Origin of the sequence: Pseudomonas sp. W3I7 (genome assembly GCF_030816095.1) — a bacterium.
Lineage (GTDB): Bacteria > Pseudomonadota > Gammaproteobacteria > Pseudomonadales > Pseudomonadaceae > Aquipseudomonas > Aquipseudomonas salomonii.
Window position 1 is genome coordinate 6,489,907 of record NZ_JAUSXP010000001.1, and the last position, 25,468, is coordinate 6,515,374.

Here is a 25,468-nt window from a genome sequence, read left to right on the forward strand (position 1 = left end):
TGGCTTGCAGCTTGCAGCTTGCAGCTTGCAGCTTAGGGCTTGACGCTGACCTTTGAGAAATCCTGGCGCCCAAATGGGCTCACCTGATAGCCATTGATATTCTTGCGTGCCAGAGCGAACGCAGTGGGGTGCGCCAATGGCAGCCACAGGGCCTGCTGCTGAATCTGTGCCTGGGCCTGTTGGTAGAGCTTGCTGCGCACACCTTGTTCACTGGTGGTCTTGCCGGCGCTGATCAGCTTGTCCAGGGTCGGGTCGCAGTAGCGGGCGAAGTTGGTGCCGGATTTTACCGCTGCGCACGAGAACTGCGGGGTGAGGAAGTTATCCGGGTCGCCGTTGTCACCGGCCCAGCCCATGAACAACAGGTCATGTTCGCCGGCTTTGGCGCGGCGGATCAGTTCGCCCCACTCGATCACGCGAATCTCGGCCTGGATGCCGACCTTGGCCAGGTCTGCTTGCAGCAACTGAGCGCCGAGGTTGGGGTTGGGGTTCAGCAGGCTGCCGGTGGGGCGAGTCCAGATCGTGGTCTTGAAGCCATTCTTGAGTCCGGCTCTTTCCAGCAGCGTTTTGGCCTTGGCGATGTCCTGTGGATAACCCGGCAAGTCCTTGGCGTAGCTCCAGGTATTGGGTGGGTAAATGCCATTGGCCGCTTCGGCGGTGCCTTCAAATACGGCCTTGAGGTAGCTGCCTTTGTCGAAAGCCAGGTTGATCGCCTGGCGCACTTCGGGCTTGTCCAGCGGCGGGTGCTGGCTGTTGATCGCGACGAATGCGGTCATGAAGGCCGGGGTTTTTTCTACTTTGAGCGCGGGGTCTTTCTCGGCCTCACCCACATCCAGTGGCTTGGGTGACAGGGCGATCTGGCATTCATCGCGGTGCAGCTTTTGCAGGCGCACGTTGGCATCCGGGGTGATGGCAAAGATCAAGTTATCCACAGCCGGTTTGCCGGCAAAGTAATCCGGGTTGGCTTTATAGCGGACCACGGCGTCTTTCTGGAACCGTACAAACACGAACGGGCCGGTGCCGATGGGCTGGCTGTTGAGTTTTTCGGGGGTGCCGGCCTTGAGCAGCTTGTCGGCGTATTCGGCCGGGTAGATCGAGGCAAAACCCATGCTCAACGCGGCGAGGAAGGTGGAGTCGGCGTGATCCAGGGTGAAGCGCACGGTCAGCGGGTCGAGGGCGTCGATTTTCTTGACCAGTGTGGGCAATTGCAGCGACTGCGCATGCGGGAAGCCGCTTTGGGCGATCTTGTGCCATGGGTTGGCCGGGTCGAGCATGCGTTCAAAGCTGAAGCGCACGTCTTCGGCGGTCAGGGTGCGGCTTGGGGTGAAATACTCGGTGCGATGGAACTTCACGTCCGGGTGCAGCTTGAAGGTGTACACCAGTCCGTCCGGCGACACTTCCCAACTGTCCGCCAGGCTCGGCACCAGCTTGCCGGCGGTAGCGTCGTAGTCCACCAGGCGGTTCATCAGCACGTCGGCCGAGGCATTAGTGGTGGTCAGCGAGTTGTACTGCACCACATCGAACCCTTCGGGGCTGGCCTCGGTGCAAACGCTCAGATTGGTGGCCGCAGAGGCCAGCGGCGCGATAAATAGGGGGGCGAGCAATAGCGGTAGGGCAGCGAGGCGCATATTCGGTTTCCTTTGCAGATCGAAGGCCCATCTGCGAGTGCAGTCTGGAAAAAGCCTACCGTAGTGGTCTGATTGATAAATGACTAGCCCATTTTTGCCTGTGCTTTTGGCGCAAATGCTGTTTTGATGGCGCCTCAGCGCGTTTCGCCTTGCACTTTTGTGTGCCGACGGGCGCGGTAAATCATTCTGTGCGACGAGTGGTCGGCTGTTACAGCGGCCCCTCCTGGCAACGGTTCGGGCGTCTATTGCCAAGATTTACGCCGGTAAAAACACACGGGCTGTTGTTGCATTGGGGTCTTTCTGGTATAAAGCAGCGCTCTTTTCTAGGGGCCCGGTTCCTTCACTGTAGGTGTAGCCGGTAAGACCCTTAAAGAAACGCGGCGCCTGGCGCCAAATGACTGAGAGATTAAGCGGCCAACCCATGCCGGGTTGGGCATGTGGTTTTAGAGGGCTGAGGCATGTCGAGAGTCTGTCAAGTTACCGGTAAGGGTCCGGTGACTGGGAATAACATTTCCCACGCAAATAACAAAACCCGTCGTCGTTTCCTGCCGAACCTGCAGCATCACCGCTTCTGGGTTGAAGAAGAGAAACGTTTTGTTCGCCTGCGTGTATCTGCCAAAGGCATGCGTATCATCGACAAGCGTGGCATCACTGTCGTGCTGGCCGAAATCCGCGCCGCCGGCAAGATCTAAGGAGCTCTATCATGCGTGAATTGATTCGAATGATCTCTAGCGCCGGTACTGGTCACTTCTACACTACCGACAAGAACAAGCGTACTACCCCGGACAAGCTCGAAAAGAAAATGTTCGACCCGCGCGTTCGCAAGCACGTGATCTACAAAGAAGGCAAAATCAAGTAATTGATTTTCTTCCTTGTGAAAAAAAGCCCGTCTCTCACGAGACGGGCTTTTTTTTGCCTGAAATGTGCTGATCAGGCTTTCTGCTCGAACACCACGTAGATCTTGCGGCACGGCTCCAGCACTTCCCAGGTGCCGCTGAACCCGGCAGGAATCACGAAACGGTCGCCGGCACGCAAGGTCTTGGCATTGCCATCGGCATCACGCAGTACCGAAACCCCCTGCACAATCTCGCAATACTCATGCTCGCTGTAATTGACCTTCCACTGCCCGACTTCACCTTCCCACACGCCGGCGCTCATCTGGCCGCACGGGCTGTTGTAGTGGTTATAAATGGTCTGCTCGGGGTCGCCCTTGAGAATTTTTTCGGCGGCCGGGCGGTAGCGGTCCGGGGTGGTGTTGGCTTGGCTGAAGTCGACGATATCCTGGATGCTCATGTGCGTGTCCCGTCTGGCCTGCGGTTGGAGAGCCCAAAGTCTATGTTTATTAAAATGAACATCGCAAGGGCGTTTGCCGCCCTTATGTCAAATATATTGAAACACCCCCAGCCGCTGGTTTAGGGTGGCAGCTGCCTTGAGCCGAACAGCAGGCTGGCCGGGCAAGAATTCTTTAAGGCTGCCGGGGGACATCACCTGGCCCTTGTATTCAATAAGAGGAGGACACTCGCATGACCACCCTGACCCGTGCCGATTGGGAACAACGCGCCAAGGATCTGAAGATCGAAGGCCGCGCCTACATCAATGGTGAGTACACCGCTGCTGTTTCCGGTGACACGTTCGAATGCATCAGCCCGGTCGATGGCCGCTTGCTGGCAACCGTTGCCAGCTGTGACGTCGCCGACGCCCAGCGCGCTGTCGAAAACGCCCGCGCGACGTTCAATTCCGGTGTCTGGTCGCGCCTGGCGCCGGCCAAGCGCAAAGCCGTCATGATCCGTTTCGCCGCGCTGCTCAACGCCAATGCCGAAGAGCTGGCGCTGCTCGAAACCCTGGACATGGGCAAGCCGATTTCCGACTCCCTGGGAATTGACGTGCCGGGCGCCGCCAATGCCCTTAGCTGGAGCGGCGAGGCGATCGACAAGATTTACGACGAAGTCGCCGCCACCCCGCACAACCAGCTGGGCCTGGTGACTCGCGAGCCGGTCGGCGTAGTGGGTGCCATCGTGCCGTGGAACTTCCCGCTGATGATGGCGTGCTGGAAACTCGGCCCTGCGCTGTCCACCGGTAACTCGGTGATCCTCAAGCCGTCCGAAAAATCCCCACTGACGGCCATCCGCATCGCGGCCCTGGCGGTTGAAGCCGGCATTCCAAAAGGCGTGTTGAACGTGCTGCCGGGCTACGGTCACACCGTGGGCAACGCGCTGGCGCTGCACATGGACGTCGACACCCTGGTGTTTACCGGTTCCACAAAAATCGCCAAACAACTGTTGATCCGCTCCGGCGAGTCGAACATGAAGCGTGTATGGCTGGAAGCGGGCGGCAAGAGCCCGAATATCGTGTTTGCCGATGCGCCGGACCTGCAAGCCGCCGCCGAATCTGCCGCTGGCGCCATCGCCTTCAACCAGGGCGAAGTCTGCACCGCCGGCTCGCGCCTGCTGGTCGAGCGCTCCATCAAGGATAAATTCCTGCCGCTGGTGATCGAGGCTCTCAAGGGCTGGAAGCCAGGCAACCCGCTGGACCCGGCGACCAACGTCGGTGCTCTGGTGGACACCCAGCAGATGAACACCGTGCTGTCGTACATCGAAGCAGGCCATGCCGACGGCGCCAAGCTGGTGGCGGGCGGCAAGCGCACCCTGCAAGAAACCGGTGGCACCTATGTGGAGCCGACGATTTTCGACGGCGTGACCAACGCCATGAAGATCGCTCAGGAAGAAATCTTCGGCCCAGTGCTGTCGGTGATCACTTTCGACAGCGCCGAAGAAGCGGTCGCCATTGCCAACGACACCGTTTATGGCCTGGCCGCAGCCGTGTGGACCGCCGATATCTCCAAGGCGCACCTGACTGCCAAGGCCTTGCGTGCCGGTAGCGTGTGGGTCAACCAATACGACGGCGGCGACATGACTGCACCCTTTGGTGGTTTCAAACAGTCGGGTAACGGTCGCGACAAGTCGCTGCACGCGTTCGACAAGTACACCGAGCTGAAATCGACCTGGATCAAGCTGTAAGCAACACCGCAGGTCAAATGTGGGAGCCGGTTTGTGTGGGAGCTGGCTTGCCGGCGATAGCATCACCAAGGTGTGGCTGACACACCGAGGTGCCTGCATCGCGGGCAAGCCCGGCTCCCACATAAGCCTGCTCCCACACTGTTTTGCAGGGTCTTGATAATTATCCACAGGAGCGTGGAAATGCGTTGGGCGACTTATTTCGCCGTGCTGGCCTCTGTCCTCAGCGTCGGCCTGGCCCTGGGCGTCAGCATGCCGCTCGTGTCCCTGCGCCTCGAAGGCTGGGGTTATGGCAGCTTCGCCATTGGCGTGATGGCCGCTATGCCGGCTTTTGGCGTACTGCTCGGCGCGAAGGTCTCCAGCCGGATGGCCTCGTGGCTGGGCACTGCCAACCTGATGCGTCTGTGCCTATGGGCCGGTGCCATCTCGATCGGTTTGCTGGCAATACTGCCAAGCTACCCGGTGTGGCTGGTGCTGCGGCTGATGATCGGCGTGATCCTGACCATCGTGTTTATCCTGGGTGAAAGCTGGATCAACCAGTTGGTGGTCGAGCAATGGCGTGGCCGCCTGGTCGCGCTGTACGGCTGCAGCTATGCCTTGAGCCAGCTGTCGGGCCCGCTGCTGCTGGGCGTACTCGGCACTGACCATGACTATGGTTTCTGGGTGGGCGTTGGCTTGTTGGTGGTCGCCCCGCTGTTGCTGCTGGGGCGTTCCGGCGCTCCAACCGCCGAGTCCTTCAGCGTGACCTTCAGTGACCTGTGGCGTTTCTGCCTGACTTTGCCGGCAATTGCCTGGGCGGTGGCCTTGTTCGCCGCGTTCGAGGCGATGATTCTGACGCTGCTGCCGGTGTATTGCCTGCAGCAGGGTTTCACCGCCGAGATTGCCTTGGCCATGGTCAGCACCGTGGTGGTCGGTGATGCGCTGTTGCAATTGCCCATTGGCGCTTTGGCCGACTACCTGCCACGTCGCACCTTGTTCTTGAGCTGCGCGGTGTTGTTGCTGGCCTCAAGCCTGGCGATTCCATTGCTGCTGCATACGCAGTTGATCTGGCCGGTATGGGTGATCTTTGGCGCCAGCGCCGGTGGGTTGTTCACCTTGTCGCTGATCCTGATCGGTGAGCGTTATCGCGACGACGCGCTGGTGCGCGCCAATGCCCACGTGGCGCAGCTGTGGGGCATCGGTTGCCTGATCGGTCCGCTGGTAGCCGGGGCGGGCAGCCAATGGATCAGCGGGCACGCGCTGCCGTTGTTGATGGCAGCCGGGGCGCTGGGGCTGGTGGTGTTGCTGCTGCGCCAGGGCGCATTCGGTACCGCACAGCCTGCTTAAACCTTGAAATGCAATCAACTGTGGGAGCTGGCTTGCCTGCGATAGCGGTGTGCCAGCTTGCCCATAAGTACCTGACACTCCGCCATCGCGGGCAAGCCCGGCTCCCACAGTAGTTCTATGACGTTCTTACAGCATGCGCTCCAGGCCAACACTGGTGGCGAACCACGCATTAAACCTGCGCCACCAACTGCCCGGCTCCCGTGTCAGGGTGTGCAGTTGGCCGTTATCCTCGGTCACCCACACCACCTGGCCATTCTGCAGTTTCGCCTCATAGCTCAATGCTGGCGCCATGCCTTGCAGCGCCAGGTTGCGCACGTGTTCCGCCAGCTCGGGGCTGTCCACCAGCACCCCGACTTCGGTGTTCCACAGCACCGAGCGCGGGTCGAAGTTGAACGAGCCGATAAACGACTTGTGCCGATCAAAGATCATCGCCTTGCTGTGCAGGCTGGAGTCCGAGCCGTGGAAGGCGCCTCGGCGAAACAGGTGCGGGCCACTGCCACCGCCCGCATCGCCCGGTTGGCGGCGCAGCTCGTAGAGTTTTACGCCGTGCTCCAGCAACGCCTTGCGATAGGGCGCATAGCCGCCGTGCACGGCGGGTACGTCGGTGGCTTCGAGGGAATTGGTCAGCAGGCTGACTGATACGCCCGCATCGGCGCGACCGGTCAGGTACACCAGCCCGGGTTGCCCCGGCACGAAATACGCCGAAATCATCATCAGCTCATGGCTGACGCCCTCCAGCTCTGGTGCCAGTTGGGTGGTCAACAGCAAGCGTGGGTCGGGGTCAGCCTTGGCCAGCACTTTGCTCGGCGCATCCCATAGCGCCTGGTTCCAGGCCCAGATCAGCTCGCGGCGCCAGATGTCCATGCGCGGTTGTGTCTGGTAGGTGCGCAAGCGGTTGTAGAGGGCGTGATTCTGCTGGCGCGACTCGGCCAGCGAATCTTGCAGGCGTGCGCGTGCGGCGTTCAGGTCGCCCCTGGATGGGGTGCTTGAGACGAAATCGTCGATGGGTTTGCTCAGTGCGCTGTTCCAGTACTGATCAAAGCTGTGCCCGAGCTGCTCGGCCACCGGGCCGACGCTGAGCATGTCGATATCGGTGAAGTTGAGGTTGGGCTCGGCATCGAAATACTCATCGCCCAGGTTGCGCCCGCCAACAATGGCCACACTGTTATCCGCCAGCCACAGCTTGTTGTGCATGCGCCGGTGTTGCAGCGACAGGTTGAACAGCCGGCCCATCGCCCGCGTCACGCCGGTGCTGCGGCCCAGGTGCAGCGGGTTGAACAGGCGAATCTGGATCTGCGGGTGGGCGGCGAGGGTGGCGATAACCTGATCGAGGCCGTCGCTGGTGGTGTCGTCCAGCAGGATGCGGATGCGCACGCCACGGTCGGCGGCTTTGAGCAGTTCATCCACGAGCATGCGCGTGCTGATGCCGTCGTGCACGATGTAGTACTGCAGGTCGAGGCTACTCTGGGCATTGCGGATCAGCTCGGCACGGGCCATGAAGGCTTCGCTGCTGTTGGGCAGCAGGCGAAAGCCCGAGCGACCCTGGTACGGCGCCGCCTGGGCCTGGATCGAGCGGCCGAACGAGGATTGCGCCGCAGGCAGGGCGTCGCTGGGGATGCGCGGTGCATCGACCGTGGCGCAGCCACTCAGCGTCAGGGCGCCCAGCAGCAAAAACGGTAAAAGCCGTCGAATCATCAAGGGCACTGCTTCCAGGTCGGGGCGGTTGTGGGATATGACGGCAGATTGCGGGGAAAGGTCAGTCGGTCACCTCGGCGAGCATCTTCATCGCGGCGGCCCCCACCTTGCGCACTGCCTCTTCGATCTGCGGCGTTGGCTTGGCAGCGTAGTTCATGCGCAGGCAATTACGGTATTTGCCGGAGGCGGAAAAGATGCTGCCCACTGCCACCTGTACGCCTTGTTCCACCAGCACGCGGTTGAGTTTCAAGGTATCAAAGCCTTCCGGCAGTTCTATCCACAGCATGAAGCTGCCCTGGGGCCGACTGGCACGGGTGCCGGCCGGAAAGTAGCGGCTGACCCAATCGAGCATCAAGTCGCGATTACGCTGGTATTGGGTGCGCATCCGCCGCAAATGCGGCTCGAAGTGGCCGTTTTTGAGAAACTCGGCGATGGCGATCTGCGGTTGCGTCGCCGTGGAACCGGTGCTGATGTATTTCATGTGCAGCACCCGTTCCAGATAGCGCCCTGGCGCCACCCAGCCGATGCGCAGGCCGGGCGCCAGGGTTTTCGAGAACGAGCTGCACAGCAGCACACGGCCATCTTCGTCGAAGGATTTGATCGTGCGCGGGCGCGGGTAGCTGTAGGCCAATTCGCCATACACATCGTCTTCAATAATCGCCACGTCAAAGCGCTGGGCCAGGGTCAGCAGTGCGCGTTTGCGTGCCTCGGGCATGATGTAGCCCAACGGGTTATTGCAGTTGGGCGTCAGCTGGATGACCTTGATCGGCCACTGTTCCAGCGCCAGCTCCAGCGCTTCAAGGCTGATGCCGGTGATGGGGTCGGTGGGGATTTCCAGCGCCTTCATGCCCAGGCCTTTGAGGGTCTGCATGGCGCCGTGAAAGCTTGGCGAGTCGACTGCGACGATATCCCCAGGCTCGCAAATCGCGTGGATGCTGGCGGACAGCGCCTCATGGCAGCCGGTGGTGATCACGATATCTTCGGCAGTCAGCTGACAGCCGGAATCCAGAGACAGTCGGGCGATCTGCTCACGCAACTCCATACAGCCAAGGATATTGTCGTAATACAGGCCCGGCAGATCCTGGCGTCGGCTCACGCGGGCCAGGCTGCGCAGCAGGGGTTTCATGGTCGGCGACAGTACATCCGGCATGCCGCGGCCCATCTGTATGACGTCTTTGCGCGGCACGGCGCGAATCAGTTCCAGCACCTGGTCCCACTGCGAGATTTCCACCGGGCGCTGTGCCGGGCGGCCGATTTCCGGCAGCGCCGGCAACTCGCGCCCGACCGGCACAAAGTAGCCCGACTTGGGCTTTGGCATTGCCAGGCCGTTGTCTTCAAGCAAGCGATAGGCTTGTTGCACGGTGCTCAGGCTCACCCCGTGCTCCACACTCAAGGCCCGCACGGACGGCAAGCGGTCGCCGGGGCGATAGAAGCCCTGCTCGATGCGCGTGCCCAGTAATTCGGCGAGGTTGACGTAGAGGGTCATGGTGATCGCTCCGAGGGAACCAGTACAGATAGGCGCAAAATACAGGATTCAGCCTTTCATGGGCAGTATCTGTATGGATTTAATAAAGGTGAGTTGAATCTGTAATGGTTTTGCCCGCGCGCCCATCCTAGTCACTCATGGCAACAGGCAGATGAGGGGCAACACGATGAACGGCATGAGCGATGTGCGGCTGATGTTACACAGTCAGGAATTGCAGGCGGGGCAGGAGCGGGCGAAGGCGCCGCGCGATATCAGCCGCTGGAGTCTGTTCTGGCACCGCCGCCACACGCGCAAAGCCTTGCTGCACCTGACCGGTGAGCAACTGCGTGACGTCGGGTTGACCGCCGAACAGGCGCGCCGGGAAGGCATGAAGCCGTTCTGGCGCGACTGATCAGAGCAGTTCTTTGAAGCGGTGCCAGAGCATCCCCAGCGCCAACAGCGGCGAGCGCAGATGTTTGCCGCCGGGGAAGGTGATGTGCGGCACCTGGGCGAACAAATCAAAACGCCCCTGCTGTTGGCCGCTGATGGCTTCGGCCAGCAGCTTGCCTGCCAGGTGGGTGGCGTTGAGGCCGTGGCCGGCGTATGCCTGGGCGTAATACACATTGGGATGATCGGCCAGCCGGCCGATCTGCGGCAGGCGGTTGGCGCCGATGCCGATCATGCCACCCCATTGGTAGTCGATCTTCACGTCCGCCAGTTGCGGGAACACCTTGAGCATTTTGGGGCGCATGTAGGCGCCGATGTCCTGCGGGTCGCGGCCGGAATAGTGGCAGGCTCCGCCGAACAGCAGGCGGCGGTCGGCGGACAGGCGGAAGTAATCCACGGTCACACGTTGATCGCACACCGCCATGTTCTGCGGCAGCAGGCTGGCGGCCTGGGCCTCGCTCAAAGGTTCGGTGGCGATGATGTAGCTGCCGGCGGGCAATACCTTACCGCTCAATTGTGGGTTCAGGCCGTTGAGGTAGGCGTTGCAGGCCAGCACCAGGGTGTTGGCGCGCACGTTGCCATTGGCGGTGTGCACATTGACCTCAGGGCCGTAGTCGATGCGCGTCACTTCGGACTGCTCAAACAGCTTCACGCCCAGCTGCTGCGCGGCGGCGGCTTCGCCGAGGGCCAGGTTCAGCGGGTGCAAATGGCCGGAACCCATGTCGATCATGCCGCCTACATAGCGCTCGGAGCCGATCACGCTGCTCATCTCGGTGGCTTGCAGCAGACGCACTTCATGGCGATAACCGAGGTTGCGCAGTTCTTCGGCGTCTTCGGCCAGGCCGATCAGGTCGCGGGGTTTGTTGGCGAGGTCGCAGTAACCCCAGGTCAGGTCGCAGGGGATCTGATAGCGCTCGACCCGCTCGCGCACGATCTCGACGGCTTCCAGGCCCATCAGCTTCATCTGGCGCACGCCGTCGCTGCCGATCACGTTGCTGAACTGCTCCAGGCCGTGGCCGACGCCGCGAATCAACTGCCCGCCGTTGCGGCCGCTGGCGCCCCAGCCGAGCTTGCGCGCTTCCAGCAGCACCACGCTAAAGCCGCGTTCGGCCAGCTCCAGGGCTGTGTTTATGCCGGAATAGCCGCCTCCAATCACGCACACATCGGCGCGCACTTCGCCCATCAACGCCGGGTAGTCGGGCTGTGAAACGCTGCTGGCGGCGTAGTAGGAAGCGGTGTGCCGGGCGCTGGCGGTCATGGGAGCATCCCTGTTTGGAAAATTTGACGCAGGATACAGCGGTCGGACGAAGCTGTCTGCGCAGCACGTTTTGCGTCAGAATCCACGCCTATTCGCCGTTCGGTAAGTGTTTCGATGAGTTGCAACAGCCAGAAAATCAGCGCGCTGCGCAGGCAGATCCCTTCGTTCGAGTGCGTCCCCGGCTGCCACGACTGCTGTGGGCCGGTGACTACCTCGCCCGAGGAAATGTCGCGCCTGCCACGCAAGACTGCCGCCGAGCAGGAAGCGGCCATGGACGAGCTGAACTGCGTGCACCTGGGGCCGAACGGCTGCACCGTGTATGACGAGCGGCCGCTGATCTGCCGGCTGTTTGGCACTACCAAGACCTTGCCGTGCCCCAATGGGCGGCGGCCGGTGGAATTGATTCACCCGCGGGTGGAAAAACAGATCCATGAGTACATGGCGAGCACCCGGCAAGTACTGGTCTGACGGATGTACCGGATCAAAAATGTGGGAGCTGGCTTGCCTGCGATAGCGGTGGTTCAGTCAGAATGATGTTTCCTGGCACACCGCTATCGCAGGCAAGCCAGCTCCCACATTGACCACATCGTGTCAGTTAATCCGGGATCGGCAGGTTAAGGCTCTCTTTCACCTCTTCCATCACGATATAGCTCTTGGACTCGCGCACATGCGGCAGTTTGAGCAAGATATCGCCGAGCAATTTGCGGTACGAGGCCATCTCGGAGATCCGCGCCTTCACCAGGTAGTCGAAGTCGCCTGACACCAAGTGGCACTCCAGCACATGGGGCAGCTTCAGCACGGCGCGGCGGAATTCCTCAAAGGTGTCGCCCGACTTGTAATCCAGGCTGATCTCGACAAATACCAGCAAACTCCCCTTCAAATGCTGCGGGTTGAGCCGCGCGTTGTAGCCCATGATGATCCCTTCGCGCTCCAGGCGGCGGACCCGCTCGGTGCACGGCGTGGTCGACAGCCCGACCTTTTCCCCCAGCTCCGTGAACGAAATACGCCCATCGGTTTGCAGGATGCGCAGGATATTGCGGTCGATCTTGTCCAGCTCCCGCTTGGTCTGGGTGTTGGTACGCATAGGGGATACGCCTCTGTGAAAAGGGTTTTTGCCGAGAATTGTCGCCAAATATAGGCATTTATATAGTGAAATGCACTGGTCATTGTTTTTTACACTGCGCCCATCATTGCTCGAATAACACACGTCAGCGGCTAAGCCCGTGATGAGGATATAAAAATGCGCGTTCTGGTCTTGGGTAGCGGCGTCATTGGGGTGACCAGTGCCTACTATTTGGCGCGGGCCGGCTTTGAAGTGGTTGTGGTCGACCGTCAGCCCGCCGCTGCCATGGAAACCAGTTTCGCCAACGCAGGCCAGGTGTCGCCGGGTTATGCCTCGCCATGGGCCGCACCGGGCGTGCCGCTCAAGGCCATCAAGTGGTTACTGCAACGCCACGCGCCACTGGCGATCAAGGCCACTGCCGATATCGATCAGTACCTGTGGATGGCGCAGATGCTGCGCAACTGCACCCAGAGCCGTTACGCGGTGAACAAAGAGCGCATGGTGCGCCTGTCCGAGTACAGCCGTGATTGCCTCGACGAATTGCGTGCAGAAACCGGTATTGCCTACGAAGGCCGCAGCCTCGGCACTACTCAGTTGTTCCGCACCCAGGCTCAGTTGGATGGCGCGGCCAAAGACATTGCCGTGTTGAAAGAATCCGGCGTGCCGTTCGAGCTGCTCGACCGCGCCGGCATTGCCCGCGTTGAGCCAGCCCTGGCCAGCGTCACCGATATCCTCGCCGGCGCCCTGCGCCTGCCCAACGACCAGACCGGCGACTGCCAGATGTTCACCACGCGTCTGGTGGACATGTGCAAGCAGTTGGGCGTGGAATTCCGTTTCGAACAGGACATCCAGCGCCTCGACTACGCCGGTGATCGCGTCAATGGCGTGTGGATCGATGGCAAGCTGGAAACCGCCGACCGCTACGTGCTGGCCCTGGGCAGTTACTCGCCCAAGCTGCTCAAGCCGCTGGGGATCAAGGCGCCGGTGTACCCGCTGAAGGGTTACTCGCTGACCGTGCCGATCACCAACCCGGCGATGGCGCCGACTTCGACCATTCTGGATGAGACCTACAAGGTCGCGATCACCCGTTTCGACAACCGCATTCGCGTCGGTGGCATGGCTGAAATAGCCGGTTTTGACCTGTCGCTGAACCCGCGTCGACGTGAAACCCTGGAGATGATCGTCAACGACCTTTATCCTCAGGGCGGCGATTTGACCGAAGCCACTTTCTGGACCGGCCTGCGCCCGACCACACCCGACGGCACGCCGATTGTCGGTGCCACCCCGTTCAAGAACCTGTTCCTGAACACCGGCCACGGCACCCTTGGATGGACCATGGCGTGCGGCTCTGGCCGTTTGCTGGCTGACCTGATGGCGAAAAAAACGCCGCAGATCAGCGCCGAAGGTCTCGATATTTCCCGTTACGGCAGCAACCACCAGGAGTCCGCAAAACATGTCAATCCAGCGCCAGCTCACCAATGAGCGCATGAGCCAGGTCGTTGTTCACAGCGGTACCGTGTATCTGGCAGGACAAGTCGGCGACGACATGAATGCCGGGATTGAACAGCAAACCCGCGAAACCCTGGCCAATATCGAGCGTTTGCTGGACCTGGCCGGCACCGACAAAACCAAGTTGCTGTCGGTGACGATCTACCTCAAAGACATCGATGCCGATTTCGCCGGCATGAACGCGGTGTGGGACAAGTGGTTGCCTAAAGGCGTGGCCCCGGCCCGTGCGACGGTTGAGGCCAAGCTGTGCGAACCGGAAATTCTGGTAGAGCTGTCCGTCGTGGCGGCGCTGCCTTAAACCAAGATCCCTCTCCCGGCGCCGACGTCGTTGGTCGGCGCCGGTTTTTCTTCACATTACCGCCTAGAAGCCTGCCGCCATGCGTCCTGCCCGTGCCCTGATCGACCTCCAAGCCCTGCGCCACAACTACCAACTGGCCCGTGAAGTCACGGGGGCCAAAGCCCTCGCCGTGGTCAAGGCGGATGCCTATGGCCATGGTGCCGTACGTGTGGCCCAGGCGCTGGAAGGCGAGGCGGATGGGTTTGCGGTGGCGTGCATCGAGGAGGCATTGGAGCTGCGGGCTGCCGGGATTCGTGCGCCGGTATTGCTGCTGGAAGGTTTTTTCGAAGCCGACGAACTGCCGCTGATCATCGAGCATGATTTTTGGTGCGTGGTGCATTCGTTGTGGCAGTTGGAAGCCATCGAGCAAGCCCGGCTGAGCAAGCCGCTGACCATTTGGCTCAAGCTCGACTCGGGTATGCACCGCGTGGGCCTGCACCCCAAGGATTACCATGAGGCGTACCAGCGCCTGCTGGCCAGCGGCAAAGTGGCCAAGATCGTACTGATGAGCCACTTCGCCCGCGCCGATGAGCTCGATTGCGTGCGCAGTGATGAGCAAGTGGCGGTGTTTGAAGCGGCACGCCAAGGTTTGTCGGCCGAAGTGAGCCTGCGCAATTCGCCGTCGGTGATGGGCTGGCCGACTATGTCCAGCGACTGGGTGCGCCCAGGCATCATGCTTTATGGCGCCACGCCGTTTGGTGAGGACCAGGCCATTGCCGCGCGTTTGCAGCCGGTGATGACCCTGGAATCGAAAGTCATCTGCGTGCGTGAACTGCCGGCCGGTGAGCCGATCGGTTACGGCGCCAAGTTCATCACGCCAAAACCGATGCGCGTCGGCGTGGTTGCCATGGGCTATGCCGACGGCTACCCGCGCCATGCACCGACCGGCACGCCCGTGCTGGTGGCAGGCCAGCGCAGCCAGTTGCTGGGCCGTGTGTCCATGGACATGCTCTGCGTTGACCTCACCGACGTGCCCCAGGCCGGGCTTGGTTCCACCGTGGAGCTGTGGGGCAAAAATATCCTTGCCAGTGACGTCGCGGCGGCTGCCGAGACCATCCCCTACCAGATTTTTTGCAACCTGCGCCGCGTGCCAAGGCTCTATTCCAGGGCTTAAGCGGCGCCTACGAGCAGAGCTTGCCGGGATTTAGGCCCAAGTGTTGTAAATACTGAACGCTGTCGCCATGATAACGCTCAACTACAACAAAGCCTGAATCCTAGGAGGCTCCTGCATTGGACGTCGGCGAACGACTGCAATCCATCCGTAAACTCAAAGGTCTTTCCCAGCGTGAGCTCGCCAAGCGCGCGGGTGTCACCAACAGCACCATTTCGATGATCGAAAAAAACAGTGTCAGCCCCTCGATCAGCTCCTTGCGCAAGGTGCTGGGCGGCATCCCCATGTCCATGGTCGAGTTCTTTTCCGAGGAGATCCTCCAGGAAAAACCGACGCAGATCGTCTATAAAGCCAATGAGCTGATCGACATCTCGGACGGTGCCGTCACCATGAAACTCGTCGGGCGCGCGCACCCCAGCCGGGCGATTGCGTTTCTTAACGAGATCTACCCGCCTGGCGCCGATACGGGCGAAGAAATGCTCACCCACGAAGGCGAAGAAACCGGGATTCTGGTGGAAGGTCGTTTGGAATTGGTGGTCGGTCTTGAAACTTTTGTGCTCGAAGCCGGCGATAGCTACTACTTTGAAAGCACCAAGCCGCATCGTTTTCGCAACCCGTTCGATGTGCCGGCGCGACTAATCAGCGCAGCCACACCTGCGAACTTTTGACAGAAGAGGCGTGCTGCCAGCGTTGCAGACACACCCGTCGCTGTAACCGTGGAGCCGAATCTCCCTTTATTTAATAGGGTTGTTTCGGCCTGACGGGCTAACCGTTATACTTTCGCCGCCTGCGAAACCGTGGCCGCAGGCGTGAATAGCCACCATTGAGGGTGAACGCGTGAACCTAATTATGAAAATGCTGGCTGCACCAGCAACCGTACTGGCCCTATGGGCTGTCAGCGCTCAAGCTGCGACCAATGATGAGATTGCCAAGCGCCTGGAGCCTGTCGGCCAGGTGTGTGTCCAGGGCCAGGAATGCAAAGGGATGGAAGTTGCCGTGGCTGCGGGCGGCGGCGGTGGCGCGAAGACACCGGATGACGTGATTGCCAAGCACTGCAATGCATGCCACGGCACCGGTTTGCTGGGTGCACCAAAAATCGGTGACACCGCAGCCTGGAAAGACCGCGCCGATCATCAAGGCGGCCTCGATGGCCTGCTGGCCAAGGCCATCACCGGCCTGAATGCCATGCCGCCTAAAGGTACCTGCGCCGATTGCTCGGATGCCGAACTCAAGGGTGCAATCGAGAAGATGTCGGGTTTGAAATAAACCGATCTTCGCCAAAAAGCCGCTTACCAGCGGCTTTTTTGTGCCTGCGATTTGTACTTCTACGCTGTTCATTGCAGCAAAGACCCGGCAAGCTCGGTCCAACCCCTAATCACGGAATGTTCAGGAGGGTCGGATGGTGCAGTTGTGTTCAATCGAGCAAGCAGTTGACGACGTACTGGCGCGCTTGCCGGCGCATATCCACATCGGCATGCCGCTGGGCCTGGGCAAGCCCAACGTGTTCGTCAACGCGTTGTACCGGCGTATCGCCAAGCTGCCGGAGCGCGAGCTGACGATTTACACCGCACTCGCCCTGGGCCGCCCGACCATGGGTGACGGGTTGCAGAAGCGCTTTCTCGAACCCTTTATCGAGCGGGTGTTTGGTGATTATCCCGAGCTGGACTTTCTAGCGGATTTGCACAAGGACAGCCTGCCAAGGAACATCCGCGTGCAGCAGTTCTTCATGCAGCCCGGCAGCCTGCTGCACAGTACGTCGGCGCAGCAGGACTACGTTAGCAGCAACTACAGCCACGCCGCCCGCGATATCAACGCCGCCGGCTTGAACCTGGTGGCGCAATTGGTCGCCAGCAGCGCTGAACACCCCGACCGGCTGAGCCTGAGCTGCAACCCCGATATCACCCTCGACCTGCTGCCGATGATCGCCAAGCGCCGCGAAGCAGGCGAAACCATCCTTGTCGTCGGCCAGGTTCACAGCGATTTGCCCTATATGCCCGGCGATGCCGAACTGGGTATGGACGCCTTCGATTACCTGATCGACGAGAAGGACAGCACCACGCTGTTCTCCACACCGAACATGCCGGTCGGCTTTCAAGACCACTTTATCGGCTTGCATGCCAGCACCCTGGTGCGCGATGGCGGCACGTTGCAGATTGGCATTGGCTCGATGGGCGATGCGCTGACCGCCGCCTTGCTGGCGCGCCAGGCCGATAACGAAGCCTACCGCTTATTGCTGACTGACTTGGATGTGTATCAGTGGGCGCCGTTAATCAGCCGCGAAGGCGGTGTCGAGCCCTTTGCCCGCGGCCTTTATGGGTGCAGCGAAATGTTCGTCAATGGCCTGCTGGTGCTGGCCGACGCCGGGATTATTCGGCGCAAGGTCTACCCGGATGTGACGACCCAGCAGCAGGCCAACGCTGGCACCCTGGATGACGCCGCGCAGCCCGACGGCGTTTCCATTCACGGCGGTTTCTTCCTCGGGCCGCGCAGCTTTTACCAGCGTTTGCAGGAAATGACTCACGCCAAACGTCTCGAATTCAACATGACCGGCATCAGCTACATCAATGAGCTGTACGGGCAGGAGGAACTCAAGCGTCTGCAACGCCTGGATGCGCGCTTTATCAACAGCGCGATCACGGTGACGTTGCTCGGAGCAGGCGTGGCCGACCAGCTTGAAGACGGCCGCGTACTCAGCGGCGTGGGCGGGCAGTACAACTTCGTTGCGCAAGGCCATGCGTTGGAGGGCGCGCGTTCGATCCTGATTCTGCGCAGCTGGCGCGAGTCGGCGGGCGAAGTCAGTTCCAATATCGTCTGGGAGTACGGCCACTGCACTATCCCACGGCACCTGCGGGATATCGTCATTACCGAATACGGCATTGCCGATTTGCGTGGTCAGACCGATGCCAAGGTGATCGAGGCGCTGCTCCAGATCACCGACTCGCGCTTCCAGAGTGACCTGATCGAACAGGCGCAAAAGGCCGGCAAACTGCCCAAGGACTTCGAACTGGACCCCCGTTTTGCCGACAATACGCCGGAGCGGCTCAAGGGCATTCAGGCGCGGCATCGCCGGTTGTTCCCGGAATATCCGTTGGGCACTGATTTTACCGATGAGGAACGGGACCTATTGCGCGCCCTTAACTGGCTCAAGAGCAAATTCAAGCTGACGGAGATTCTGGAATTGGGCCGGGCGGCACTGGATGCGCCGGAGCCGGAGGCGTTTCCCGAGCATTTGAAGCGCATGCGGCTGGATCAGCCGGAGGGGTTGAAAGAGGATTTATACCAACGCTTGCTGCTCGCCGGCCTCCAAGCCACCGCGCACTGACAGGCACCAAAAATCAAATGTGGGAGCTGGCTTGCCTGCGATAGCGGAGTGTCAGTCGACAGAGTTGTCGACTGTCAGGCCCTCATCGCAGGCAAGCCAGCTCCCACATTTTTAATCGAGTTCAGGCAGTGATTACTCGATGAAGGTGACGACGCCACCGGCCAACGACTTCACCCGTGCCAGCGACTCAACCCGATAACCCTGCGCATCCAGTTCCGCACGGCCACCCTGGAACGACTTCTCGATCACAATCCCCAAGCCTGCAACGGTCGCGCCGGCTTGCTTGATGATCGAAATCAGCGCCTGGGACGCCTTGCCGTTGGCCAAAAAGTCATCGATTACCAGCACGCGGTCGCTGCTGGTCAGGTGACGTGGGGAAATCGCCACGGTGCTTTCGACCTTCTTGGTGAAGGAATACACCGTCGCCGACAGCAGGTTTTCGGTCAGCGTCAGGGACTGTTGCTTGCGGGCGAAGATCACCGGCACGCCAAGGTTCAGGCCGGTCATGATCGCCGGTGCAATACCCGACGCTTCGATGGTGACGATCTTGGTGATGCCCGAGTCTTTGAACCGCGCGGCGAATTCGTCGCCGATCAACTTCATCAGCGCCGGGTCGATCTGGTGGTTCAAAAAGGCGTCAACCTTGAGGACCTGATCGGAAAGCACGATGCCTTCTTCGCGAATTTTCTTGTGCAGTGCTTCCACGGAAAGCTTCCTCTAATGGCGCGGTGTGCGCCGAAAGTAGATTAAAAAGTAGTCGATTCTAGCGCTTTAACATCGCGCGTATGTCCGCCAAGGCGGTGTTGCCGCGAACGGCCTTCACCTCGGTCGGGGTGTCGTCATTGCCTTCCCAGGCCAGATCGTCCGGCGGCAGTTCATCCAGGAACCGGCTGGGGGCACAATCGATGATCTCGCCGTATTGCTTGCGCTTGGCGGCGAAGGTGAAGGCCAGTGTCTGACGTGCGCGGGTAATGCCCACGTAGGCCAGGCGCCGTTCCTCCTCGATGGTGTCGGCTTCAATGCTGGAACGGTGCGGGAGGATTTCCTCTTCCATGCCCATGATGAACACGTAAGGGAATTCCAGGCCTTTGGACGCGTGCAAGGTCATCATCTGCACACCTTCGGCGCCGTCTTCTTCTTCCTGCTGGCGCTCAAGCATGTCGCGCAACACCAGCTTGCCGATGGCGTCTTCGACGGTCATCTCGCCTTCTTCGTCCTTCTCCAGCGTGTTTTTCAACGCTTCGATCAGGAACCAGACGTTGCCCATGCGGTAATCCGCAGCCTTGTCGCTGGAACTGTTGGTGCGCAGCCAGTTTTCATAGTCGATGTCCATGACCATGCTGCGCAGGGCGCTGATCGGGTCTTCGCCGGCGCATTGCTCGCGCACTTTGTCCATGAAGCGCTTGAAGCGCGACAGGCGATCGGTGAAGCGCGTGTCCAGGTGCTCGCCCAGGCCGATTTCATCGGTGGCGGCGTACATCGAAATCTTGCGTTCGGTGGCGTAGTTGCCGAGCTTTTCCAGGGTCGTCGAACCGATTTCCCGACGCGGCACGTTGATCACGCGCAGAAAGGCGTTGTCGTCATCCGGGTTCACGATCAGCCGGAAGTAGGCCATCAGGTCTTTTACTTCCTGGCGTCCGAAAAAGCTGTTGCCGCCCGACAGGCGATACGGCACCTGGTGGTGCTGCAGTTTCAACTCGATCAGCTTGGCCTGGTAGTTGCCTCGGTACAGGATGGCGAAATCGCTGTAAGGCCGGTCGGTGCGCAGGTGCAGGCTGAGGATTTCCACGGCCACGCGCTCGGCTTCGGCGTCTTCGTTGCGGCAGCGGATCACGCGGATCTCGTCGCCGTGACCCATCTCGCTCCACAGTTGTTTTTCAAACTCGTGGGGGTTGTTGGAAATAAGCACGTTGGCGCAACGCAGGATACGGCTGGTGGAGCGGTAGTTCTGTTCCAGCATCACCACTTTCAGGGACGGGTAGTCGTCCTTGAGCAACATCAGGTTTTCCGGGCGCGCGCCACGCCAGGCGTAGATCGACTGGTCGTCGTCGCCTACCACGGTGAACTGGTTACGCGTGCCGATGAGCATTTTCACCAGCAGGTATTGGCTGGCGTTGGTGTCCTGGTATTCGTCCACCAGCAGGTAGCGGACCTTGTTCTGCCATTTTTCGAGGATGTCGGCGTGTTCCTCGAACAGCTTTACCGGCAGCAGAATCAGGTCGTCGAAGTCCACCGCGTTGAACGCCTTGAGCGTGCGCTGGTAGTGGGTGTAGACGATGGCGGCGGTCTGCTCCTTGGGGTTGCGCGCGTTTTCCAGGGCCTGGGGCGGCAGGATCAGGTCGTTTTTCCAGGCGCCGATCATGTTCTTGATCTCATCCACGCCGTCGTCGCCTGCGTACTCCTTTTGCATGATGTCGGTCATCAGCGACTTCACATCGGTCTCGTCGAAGATCGAGAAACCCGGCTTGTAGCCCAGGCGCGCATGCTCCTTGCGGATAATGTTCAAACCCAGGTTGTGGAAGGTACACACCGTGAGGCCACGGCCTTCGCCGCCCTTGAGCAGCGTGCCGACACGTTCCTTCATTTCGCGCGCGGCCTTGTTGGTAAAGGTCATGGCGACGATGTACTGGGCACGGATGCCGCAGTTCTGGATCAGGTGCGCGATCTTGCGGGTGATCACGCTGGTCTTGCCGGAGCCAGCACCGGCGAGCACCAATAGAGGGCCGCCGACGTAGTTCACGGCTTCTTGCTGCCGGGGATTGAGTCGGGACATACAGAAAATTCAGGAGTCGTTGTTCAAAAAGGCGGGCATTTTAACAGGCTGGCAAGATTCTGCTGCTTTAGAACGACGGTGTGACGTACCACTCGATCTAAATTTGCCGGTTTTGATACTTTGCCGCAGGATGTGGGCACTTGTACGACGAATGCTTGCAGCTGTCGTATTTGATAACCCCTATCATTGGTGATTATCAGGCAGCACGTCATAATGCCCGCCGCCAACACAATTTTGCAGAGTCTAGGGAGCTAGCTTGTCTACGCCTGTCGAACCCTTGCGTTTGCTGCTACTGGCCGATGAGCCAGCGTGGGCAGCGTTGTTGCGCGAGTGCCTGGCGCCGATGGGCGATGGGGCTGTGCTGGTCAGCGCGCCCAACTGGGACTCGGTGAGTCGTCTGTTCGATGACGACCACAGTGCCGTGTTATTGACCACACCCAGCCTGCAACCCGGCCCAGGCCGTTGCAGCCTGCCGTGCATATTGCTGCTGGAGCAGGAACCGCTGGTTGCACCGCTGGGCGTGAGCGATTGGCTGGTCCTTGGTGCATTGGATACCGATACCTTGCGCCGCTGCCTGCGCCACGTGCGTGAGCGCGGCGTGCTGGAAAACACTCTGCAGCGCCTGGCCGAACAGGACCCGCTCACCGGTATCGCCAACCGCCAGGGTTTCCAGACCTTGCTGGCGGCGCGCCTGGCCGAAAACGAAGGCCGTGGCCTGGCCCTCGGCCATCTGGACCTCGACAACTTCCGTCACGCCAATGACGCCTTGGGCCATCAGGCCGGCGATCGCTTGATCCTGCAAGTGGTCTCGCGGCTCAAGAGCCGGCTCGAAGCCGGCGACCAACTGGCGCGCCTGGGCAGCGACGAATTCGCCCTGTTGATCGACACCCGCCGTGCACCCCAGCGCGCCGAGTGGATGGCTGAGCGCATTACCGAAGCCATGGCCGAACCGTATTGGGTGGATGGCGAAAGCCTGCTGATCGGCTGCAGCCTGGGCGTGGCACACGCCCGTGCCCGCGCCGGGGCCGACCCGCTGATGTGGCACGCGCACATCGCCATGCAGCAGGCCAAAAGTACTCAGGGCTGCACCTTTCATATCTTCAATGAACGCATCAACCGCAACGCCCGCAGCCTGGCCGACCTGGAGAGTGAACTGCGCCGTGCGTTGCGCCGCGACGAACTGGAGCTGCACTACCAGCCGCGCCTGGACCTGGACGACGGGCATATCGTCGGCCTGGAAGCTTTGGTGCGCTGGCGCCACGGCGAGCGTGGCCTGTTGCCGCCCAGCGAGTTCGTGCCCTTGGCCGAACAGAGTGGCCTGATTGTGCCGCTGGGTTACTGGGTGATCTCCCGCGCCCTGCGCGACATGCAAGACCTGCGCGAACGCGGCCTGCCGCCGTTGCACATGGCGGTCAACCTGTCGTTTCGCCAATTCCAGGACAGCCAGCTGCTTTCCACGTTGAGCCGGCTGATTACCGAGCGTGGCGTGGAGGCGCAGTGGCTGGAGTTCGAGCTGACCGAAACCGCCGTGATGCGCCGCAGTGACCTGGTCAAGCAGACCATGGACGCCCTTGGCCGCCTGGGTGTGCGGTTTTCCCTGGACGATTTCGGCACCGGTTTTTCCTCGTTCGTGCACCTCAACAGCCTGCCGATTGCCTTGCTGAAGATCGACAAGAGCTTCGTCGGCGGCATGGAAGAGCGTGAAGAAAACCGCAAGCTGGTGCACGCCATGATCAACCTGGCCCACAACCTCAACCTGGAAGTGGTTGCCGAGGGCGTGGAAACTCCTGAACAGCTGGCGTTGTTGCGCCTGTTTGGGTGTGATCAGGCCCAGGGTTACCTGATCAGCAAGCCGTTGCCGTTGCCCGAGTTGGTGGAGTATTTGACGTTCGGCAATAGCCAGCAGGCTTTGCTGGGCTGATGGTTGTAAACCCCATCAAAAATGTGGGAGCTGGCTTGCCTGCGATAGCGGTAGGCCAGCCAGCCAATTTGGCACCTGACACACCGCCATCGCAGGCAAGCCAGCTCCCACATTGACCGAGTACATGCTTCAGTCTGGCTGCATGACTTGAAATTGCGTGCGCACTTCAGGCTCCTGCCGAATCATCCGCTTCATCTTCGCCTCAAACGCCCACGTCAGGCTGACGGCCGCACACGCCAGCCCAAGCGCCAACCCCCACCACACGCCCGTTGGCCCCCAGCCCAGGGTGAAGGCCATCAACCAGGCAGACGGTGCGCCGATCAGCCAATAGCAACCCAGCCCGACCAGGAAGGTGGTCTTGGCGTCCTTCAGCCCGCGAATACAGCCCATGGCAATGGTCTGCACGCCGTCGAACAACTCAAACCACGCCGCCACGGCCAGCAGGCTGACCGCCAGCACGATGACGTCGTGGAAAGCCGGGTCGTTATGGTCCAGAAACAGCCCGATAAGCGCATCGGAAAACAGCCACAGCACAACGGCAAATCCCAACATCACCAATGCGCCAAAACCGATCCCGACCCGCCCGGCCATGCGAGCCTGCAGTAATTTCCCGGCGCCGTAATGCTGGCCGATGCGCATGGTGATCGCGTAGGACATCCCCGCCGGCACCATGAACGCCACCGAAACGATTTGCAGGGCAATCTGATGCGCTGCCAATTGCGTACTGCCCATGGTGCCCATGCACAGCGCCGCGAAGGCGAACAAGCCGACCTCCACCGCGTAGGTGCCGCCAATTGGCAGGCCCAGGCGCCACAGCTCACGCAGATACTGCGTGTTAAGGCGCAACAGGCCCGTGCCGAGCGGGTAGGCGGCGTAAGCGCGGTTGCTGCGGATGTACCACATCAACGCCAGGGCCATGCAGTTGGCGACGATCGCTGTGACCAGGCCGATGCCCATCAAGCCGAGCTTCGGCAGACCGAACATGCCCTCGATCAGCGCGTGGTTGAGCAGGTAGTTAATGACGGTGCCGCCCAGGCTGATCACCATCACCGGTGTCGCCTTGCCGATGGCGCTGGTAAAGCCGCGCAACGCCATGAAGCTCAGGTAGCCGGGCAGGGCAAACGGCAGGATGGTCAAGAATTGCCCCGCCGCCTGCACGTTGGTTTCGGTCTGGCCAAACATCAGCAGCACCGGCTTGAGGTTCCACAGCAGCAAACCGGCCACCAACGCCATCAGCCAGGCGAGCCAGAGGCCGGCCTGGGTCAGGCGCGTGGCGCCTTCGATGTCACCGGCACCATGGCGGATGGCGACCAGCGTGCCGACGGCGGCAATCACGCCGATACAGAAAATCGCCACGAAGGAATAACTCGCCGCGCCCAGGCCACCACCGGCCAGGGCTTCGGGGCTCAGGCGGGCCATCATCAGGGTGTCGGTCAGCACCATCAGCATGTGCGCCAACTGTGAGGCAATCAACGGCCCTGACAGCCGCAGAATGGCCCAGAGTTCAGTACGCACCGGATGTTGCATGATCATCACGCTCAAAAAGTCAGAGGTTGGGGAAAGGGTTGATTCTCGGCGCTCCTGAGGCATTACACAAAAGGATAAAAGCGATCACTTGCATGATTAAAACTCATGCTAGGGTTGGGTATTGCTCTGAGGAGGTTCTTCCATGTCACGTCGTCTGCCTCCGCTGTATGCCTTGCGCGCCTTTGAAGCCGCCTCCCGGCTACAACTCATTCACCCGTGCGGCGGATGAGCTTTCCATTACGCAAAGTGCGGTCAGCCGGCATATCCGCACGCTCGAAGAGCACTTCGCCTGCCGCCTGTTTCAGCGCAGTGGCCGCAACCTGCAGCTCACCGAAGCGGCGCGTCTGCTGTTGCCCGGCGTGCGCGAAGGCTTCGCGGCGCTGGAGCGCGCCTGCCACACCCTGAACGCTGAAGACGACATCCTGCGCATGAAGGCACCGCCGACCTTGACCATGCGCTGGTTGCTGGCGCGGCTCAGCCGTTTCCGCGCCTTGCAGCCGGGCAATGAGGTGCAACTGACCAGCGCATGGATGAGCGTGGATGAAGTGGACTTCAACCAGGAACCTTTCGACTGCGCTGTATTGCTGAGCTACGGGCACTTCCCGGCAGATTGGGAGGCCTGTTACCTGTTCCCCGAATTACTGATCCCGGTGGGCGCGCCCAACCTGCTCAATGACGGCCCCTGGGATGTCCCGCGCCTGGCAAGCGCCGAGCTGCTGCACCCCACGCCCGACCGCCGTGACTGGCGCAATTGGCTGGAGCGCATGGGGTTGTCGTCCCAGGTGTCGCTCAAGGGCGGGCAGGTCTTCGATACCTTGGAGTTAGGCATGATCGCCGCCGCGCGGGGTTACGGCGTGTCCATGGGCGATTTGCTGATGGTGGCCGAAGAGGTGGCCCAGGGCCGCTTGAGCCTGCCGTGGCCGACGGCGGTGGCCAGTGGGGAAAATTACTACCTGGTGTGGCCGAAAACGCGCCCCGGTGGTGAGCGCTTGCGGCGATTGGCGGAGTTTCTTCAAAGCGAAGTCAACGCCATGGAATTGCCCCAGGTCGAACGCCTTGCCTAGCCTAATGTGCA

General features: G+C 60.8%; 22 protein-coding genes and 1 pseudogene. 14 read left to right on the top strand and 9 right to left on the bottom strand.

All coding sequences use genetic code 11. The features are described from left to right. Positions 1–32: 32 nt before the first annotated feature. A complete protein-coding gene (locus QF043_RS29630) occupies positions 33–1,625 on the bottom strand; it encodes an ABC transporter substrate-binding protein (protein ID WP_056860831.1) in 1,593 nt (530 codons plus the stop codon). Between the two features lie 458 nt (positions 1,626–2,083). Here QF043_RS29630 and rpmB point away from each other — a divergent pair, with 458 nt between their 5' ends. After that, complete coding sequence (rpmB, locus tag QF043_RS29635) at positions 2,084–2,317, top strand: 50S ribosomal protein L28 (RefSeq protein ID WP_003176907.1); 234 nt, start codon at positions 2,084–2,086, stop codon at positions 2,315–2,317. An 11-nt stretch (positions 2,318–2,328) separates the two neighbouring features. After that, a complete protein-coding gene (gene rpmG / locus QF043_RS29640; RefSeq protein ID WP_003176906.1) occupies positions 2,329–2,484 on the top strand; it encodes a 50S ribosomal protein L33 in 156 nt (51 codons plus the stop codon). A gap of 71 nt (positions 2,485–2,555) precedes the next feature. Here rpmG and QF043_RS29645 read toward each other — a convergent pair whose 3' ends face one another. Continuing rightward, positions 2,556–2,918 (bottom strand): cupin domain-containing protein, encoded by a 363-nt coding sequence (locus QF043_RS29645; protein WP_307421172.1) that lies wholly within the window; start codon positions 2,916–2,918, stop codon positions 2,556–2,558. A 230-nt stretch (positions 2,919–3,148) separates the two neighbouring features. Between QF043_RS29645 and QF043_RS29650 the strand changes: the two genes are divergently transcribed. Continuing rightward, complete coding sequence (locus QF043_RS29650) at positions 3,149–4,642, top strand: aldehyde dehydrogenase (protein ID WP_307421173.1); 1,494 nt, start codon at positions 3,149–3,151, stop codon at positions 4,640–4,642. Positions 4,643–4,822: 180 nt separating this feature from the next. Then, positions 4,823–5,965 (top strand): MFS transporter, encoded by a 1,143-nt coding sequence (locus QF043_RS29655; protein ID WP_307421174.1) that lies wholly within the window; start codon positions 4,823–4,825, stop codon positions 5,963–5,965. A gap of 126 nt (positions 5,966–6,091) precedes the next feature. Here the strand turns inward: QF043_RS29655 and QF043_RS29660 are convergent, their stop codons facing one another. Both QF043_RS29660 and QF043_RS29665 read right to left on the bottom strand, forming a co-directional pair. Next, positions 6,092–7,660 carry a phospholipase D family protein gene (locus QF043_RS29660; RefSeq protein ID WP_305456622.1) on the bottom strand — a complete coding sequence of 523 codons (1,569 nt, stop codon included), beginning with the start codon at positions 7,658–7,660 and terminating at the stop codon, positions 6,092–6,094. Between the two features lie 61 nt (positions 7,661–7,721). Further along, positions 7,722–9,146: a PLP-dependent aminotransferase family protein gene (locus QF043_RS29665; protein WP_099550264.1), complete on the bottom strand. Its 1,425-nt coding sequence runs from the start codon at positions 9,144–9,146 to the stop codon at positions 7,722–7,724. Between the two features lie 166 nt (positions 9,147–9,312). On the opposite strand from QF043_RS29665, the gene QF043_RS29670 reads away from it, so the two are divergent. Continuing rightward, positions 9,313–9,537 carry a DUF1127 domain-containing protein gene (locus tag QF043_RS29670; RefSeq protein ID WP_307421548.1) on the top strand — a complete coding sequence of 75 codons (225 nt, stop codon included), beginning with the start codon at positions 9,313–9,315 and terminating at the stop codon, positions 9,535–9,537. Here the strand turns inward: QF043_RS29670 and QF043_RS29675 are convergent, their stop codons facing one another. Further along, entirely contained in the window at positions 9,538–10,830 is a 1,293-nt protein-coding gene (locus tag QF043_RS29675) for an FAD-binding oxidoreductase (RefSeq protein WP_307421175.1), read from the bottom strand. It lies immediately after the preceding gene. Between the two features lie 114 nt (positions 10,831–10,944). On the opposite strand from QF043_RS29675, the gene QF043_RS29680 reads away from it, so the two are divergent. Next, positions 10,945–11,298, top strand: a complete 354-nt coding sequence (locus QF043_RS29680; protein ID WP_017135860.1) for a YkgJ family cysteine cluster protein — start codon at positions 10,945–10,947, stop codon at positions 11,296–11,298. A gap of 127 nt (positions 11,299–11,425) precedes the next feature. Here QF043_RS29680 and QF043_RS29685 read toward each other — a convergent pair whose 3' ends face one another. Further along, entirely contained in the window at positions 11,426–11,914 is a 489-nt protein-coding gene (locus QF043_RS29685) for an Lrp/AsnC ligand binding domain-containing protein (RefSeq protein ID WP_003176896.1), read from the bottom strand. A gap of 156 nt (positions 11,915–12,070) precedes the next feature. Here QF043_RS29685 and dadA point away from each other — a divergent pair, with 156 nt between their 5' ends. From dadA to QF043_RS29715, 6 genes are all read left to right on the top strand, one after another. After that, positions 12,071–13,375, top strand: a complete 1,305-nt coding sequence (gene dadA / locus QF043_RS29690; protein ID WP_017135861.1) for a D-amino acid dehydrogenase — start codon at positions 12,071–12,073, stop codon at positions 13,373–13,375. After that, on the top strand, positions 13,347–13,700 hold the full coding sequence (locus QF043_RS29695) for a RidA family protein (RefSeq protein WP_056860823.1): 354 nt from the start codon (positions 13,347–13,349) through the stop codon (positions 13,698–13,700). The genes dadA and QF043_RS29695 overlap by 29 nt, the downstream gene beginning before the upstream one ends. Positions 13,701–13,779: 79 nt before the next feature. Further along, positions 13,780–14,853 carry an alanine racemase gene (alr, locus tag QF043_RS29700; protein WP_307421176.1) on the top strand — a complete coding sequence of 358 codons (1,074 nt, stop codon included), beginning with the start codon at positions 13,780–13,782 and terminating at the stop codon, positions 14,851–14,853. A gap of 116 nt (positions 14,854–14,969) precedes the next feature. Next, on the top strand, positions 14,970–15,518 hold the full coding sequence (locus tag QF043_RS29705) for a cupin domain-containing protein (RefSeq protein ID WP_017135864.1): 549 nt from the start codon (positions 14,970–14,972) through the stop codon (positions 15,516–15,518). 181 nt (positions 15,519–15,699) lie between these two features. Then, positions 15,700–16,116: a cytochrome c5 family protein gene (locus QF043_RS29710; protein WP_099488297.1), complete on the top strand. Its 417-nt coding sequence runs from the start codon at positions 15,700–15,702 to the stop codon at positions 16,114–16,116. Positions 16,117–16,249: 133 nt separating this feature from the next. Then, on the top strand, positions 16,250–18,172 hold the full coding sequence (locus QF043_RS29715; RefSeq protein WP_307421177.1) for an acetyl-CoA hydrolase/transferase C-terminal domain-containing protein: 1,923 nt from the start codon (positions 16,250–16,252) through the stop codon (positions 18,170–18,172). A gap of 132 nt (positions 18,173–18,304) precedes the next feature. On the opposite strand, the gene QF043_RS29720 is transcribed toward QF043_RS29715, so the two are convergent. Beyond that, entirely contained in the window at positions 18,305–18,877 is a 573-nt protein-coding gene (locus QF043_RS29720) for a xanthine phosphoribosyltransferase (protein WP_053258645.1), read from the bottom strand. A gap of 58 nt (positions 18,878–18,935) precedes the next feature. Then, positions 18,936–20,945, bottom strand: coding sequence for a DNA helicase Rep (gene rep, locus QF043_RS29725; protein ID WP_056860818.1), 2,010 nt, complete (start codon positions 20,943–20,945; stop codon positions 18,936–18,938). A 256-nt stretch (positions 20,946–21,201) separates the two neighbouring features. On the opposite strand from rep, the gene QF043_RS29730 reads away from it, so the two are divergent. Then, complete coding sequence (locus QF043_RS29730; RefSeq protein ID WP_307421178.1) at positions 21,202–22,866, top strand: bifunctional diguanylate cyclase/phosphodiesterase; 1,665 nt, start codon at positions 21,202–21,204, stop codon at positions 22,864–22,866. Positions 22,867–22,995: 129 nt separating this feature from the next. Here the strand turns inward: QF043_RS29730 and QF043_RS29735 are convergent, their stop codons facing one another. After that, on the bottom strand, positions 22,996–24,399 hold the full coding sequence (locus QF043_RS29735; RefSeq protein WP_307421179.1) for a NorM family multidrug efflux MATE transporter: 1,404 nt from the start codon (positions 24,397–24,399) through the stop codon (positions 22,996–22,998). 136 nt (positions 24,400–24,535) lie between these two features. Here QF043_RS29735 and QF043_RS29740 point away from each other — a divergent pair. Beyond that, positions 24,536–25,457 (top strand): annotated as a pseudogene (locus tag QF043_RS29740) (LysR substrate-binding domain-containing protein). The last annotated feature ends 11 nt before the right edge of the window (positions 25,458–25,468 follow it).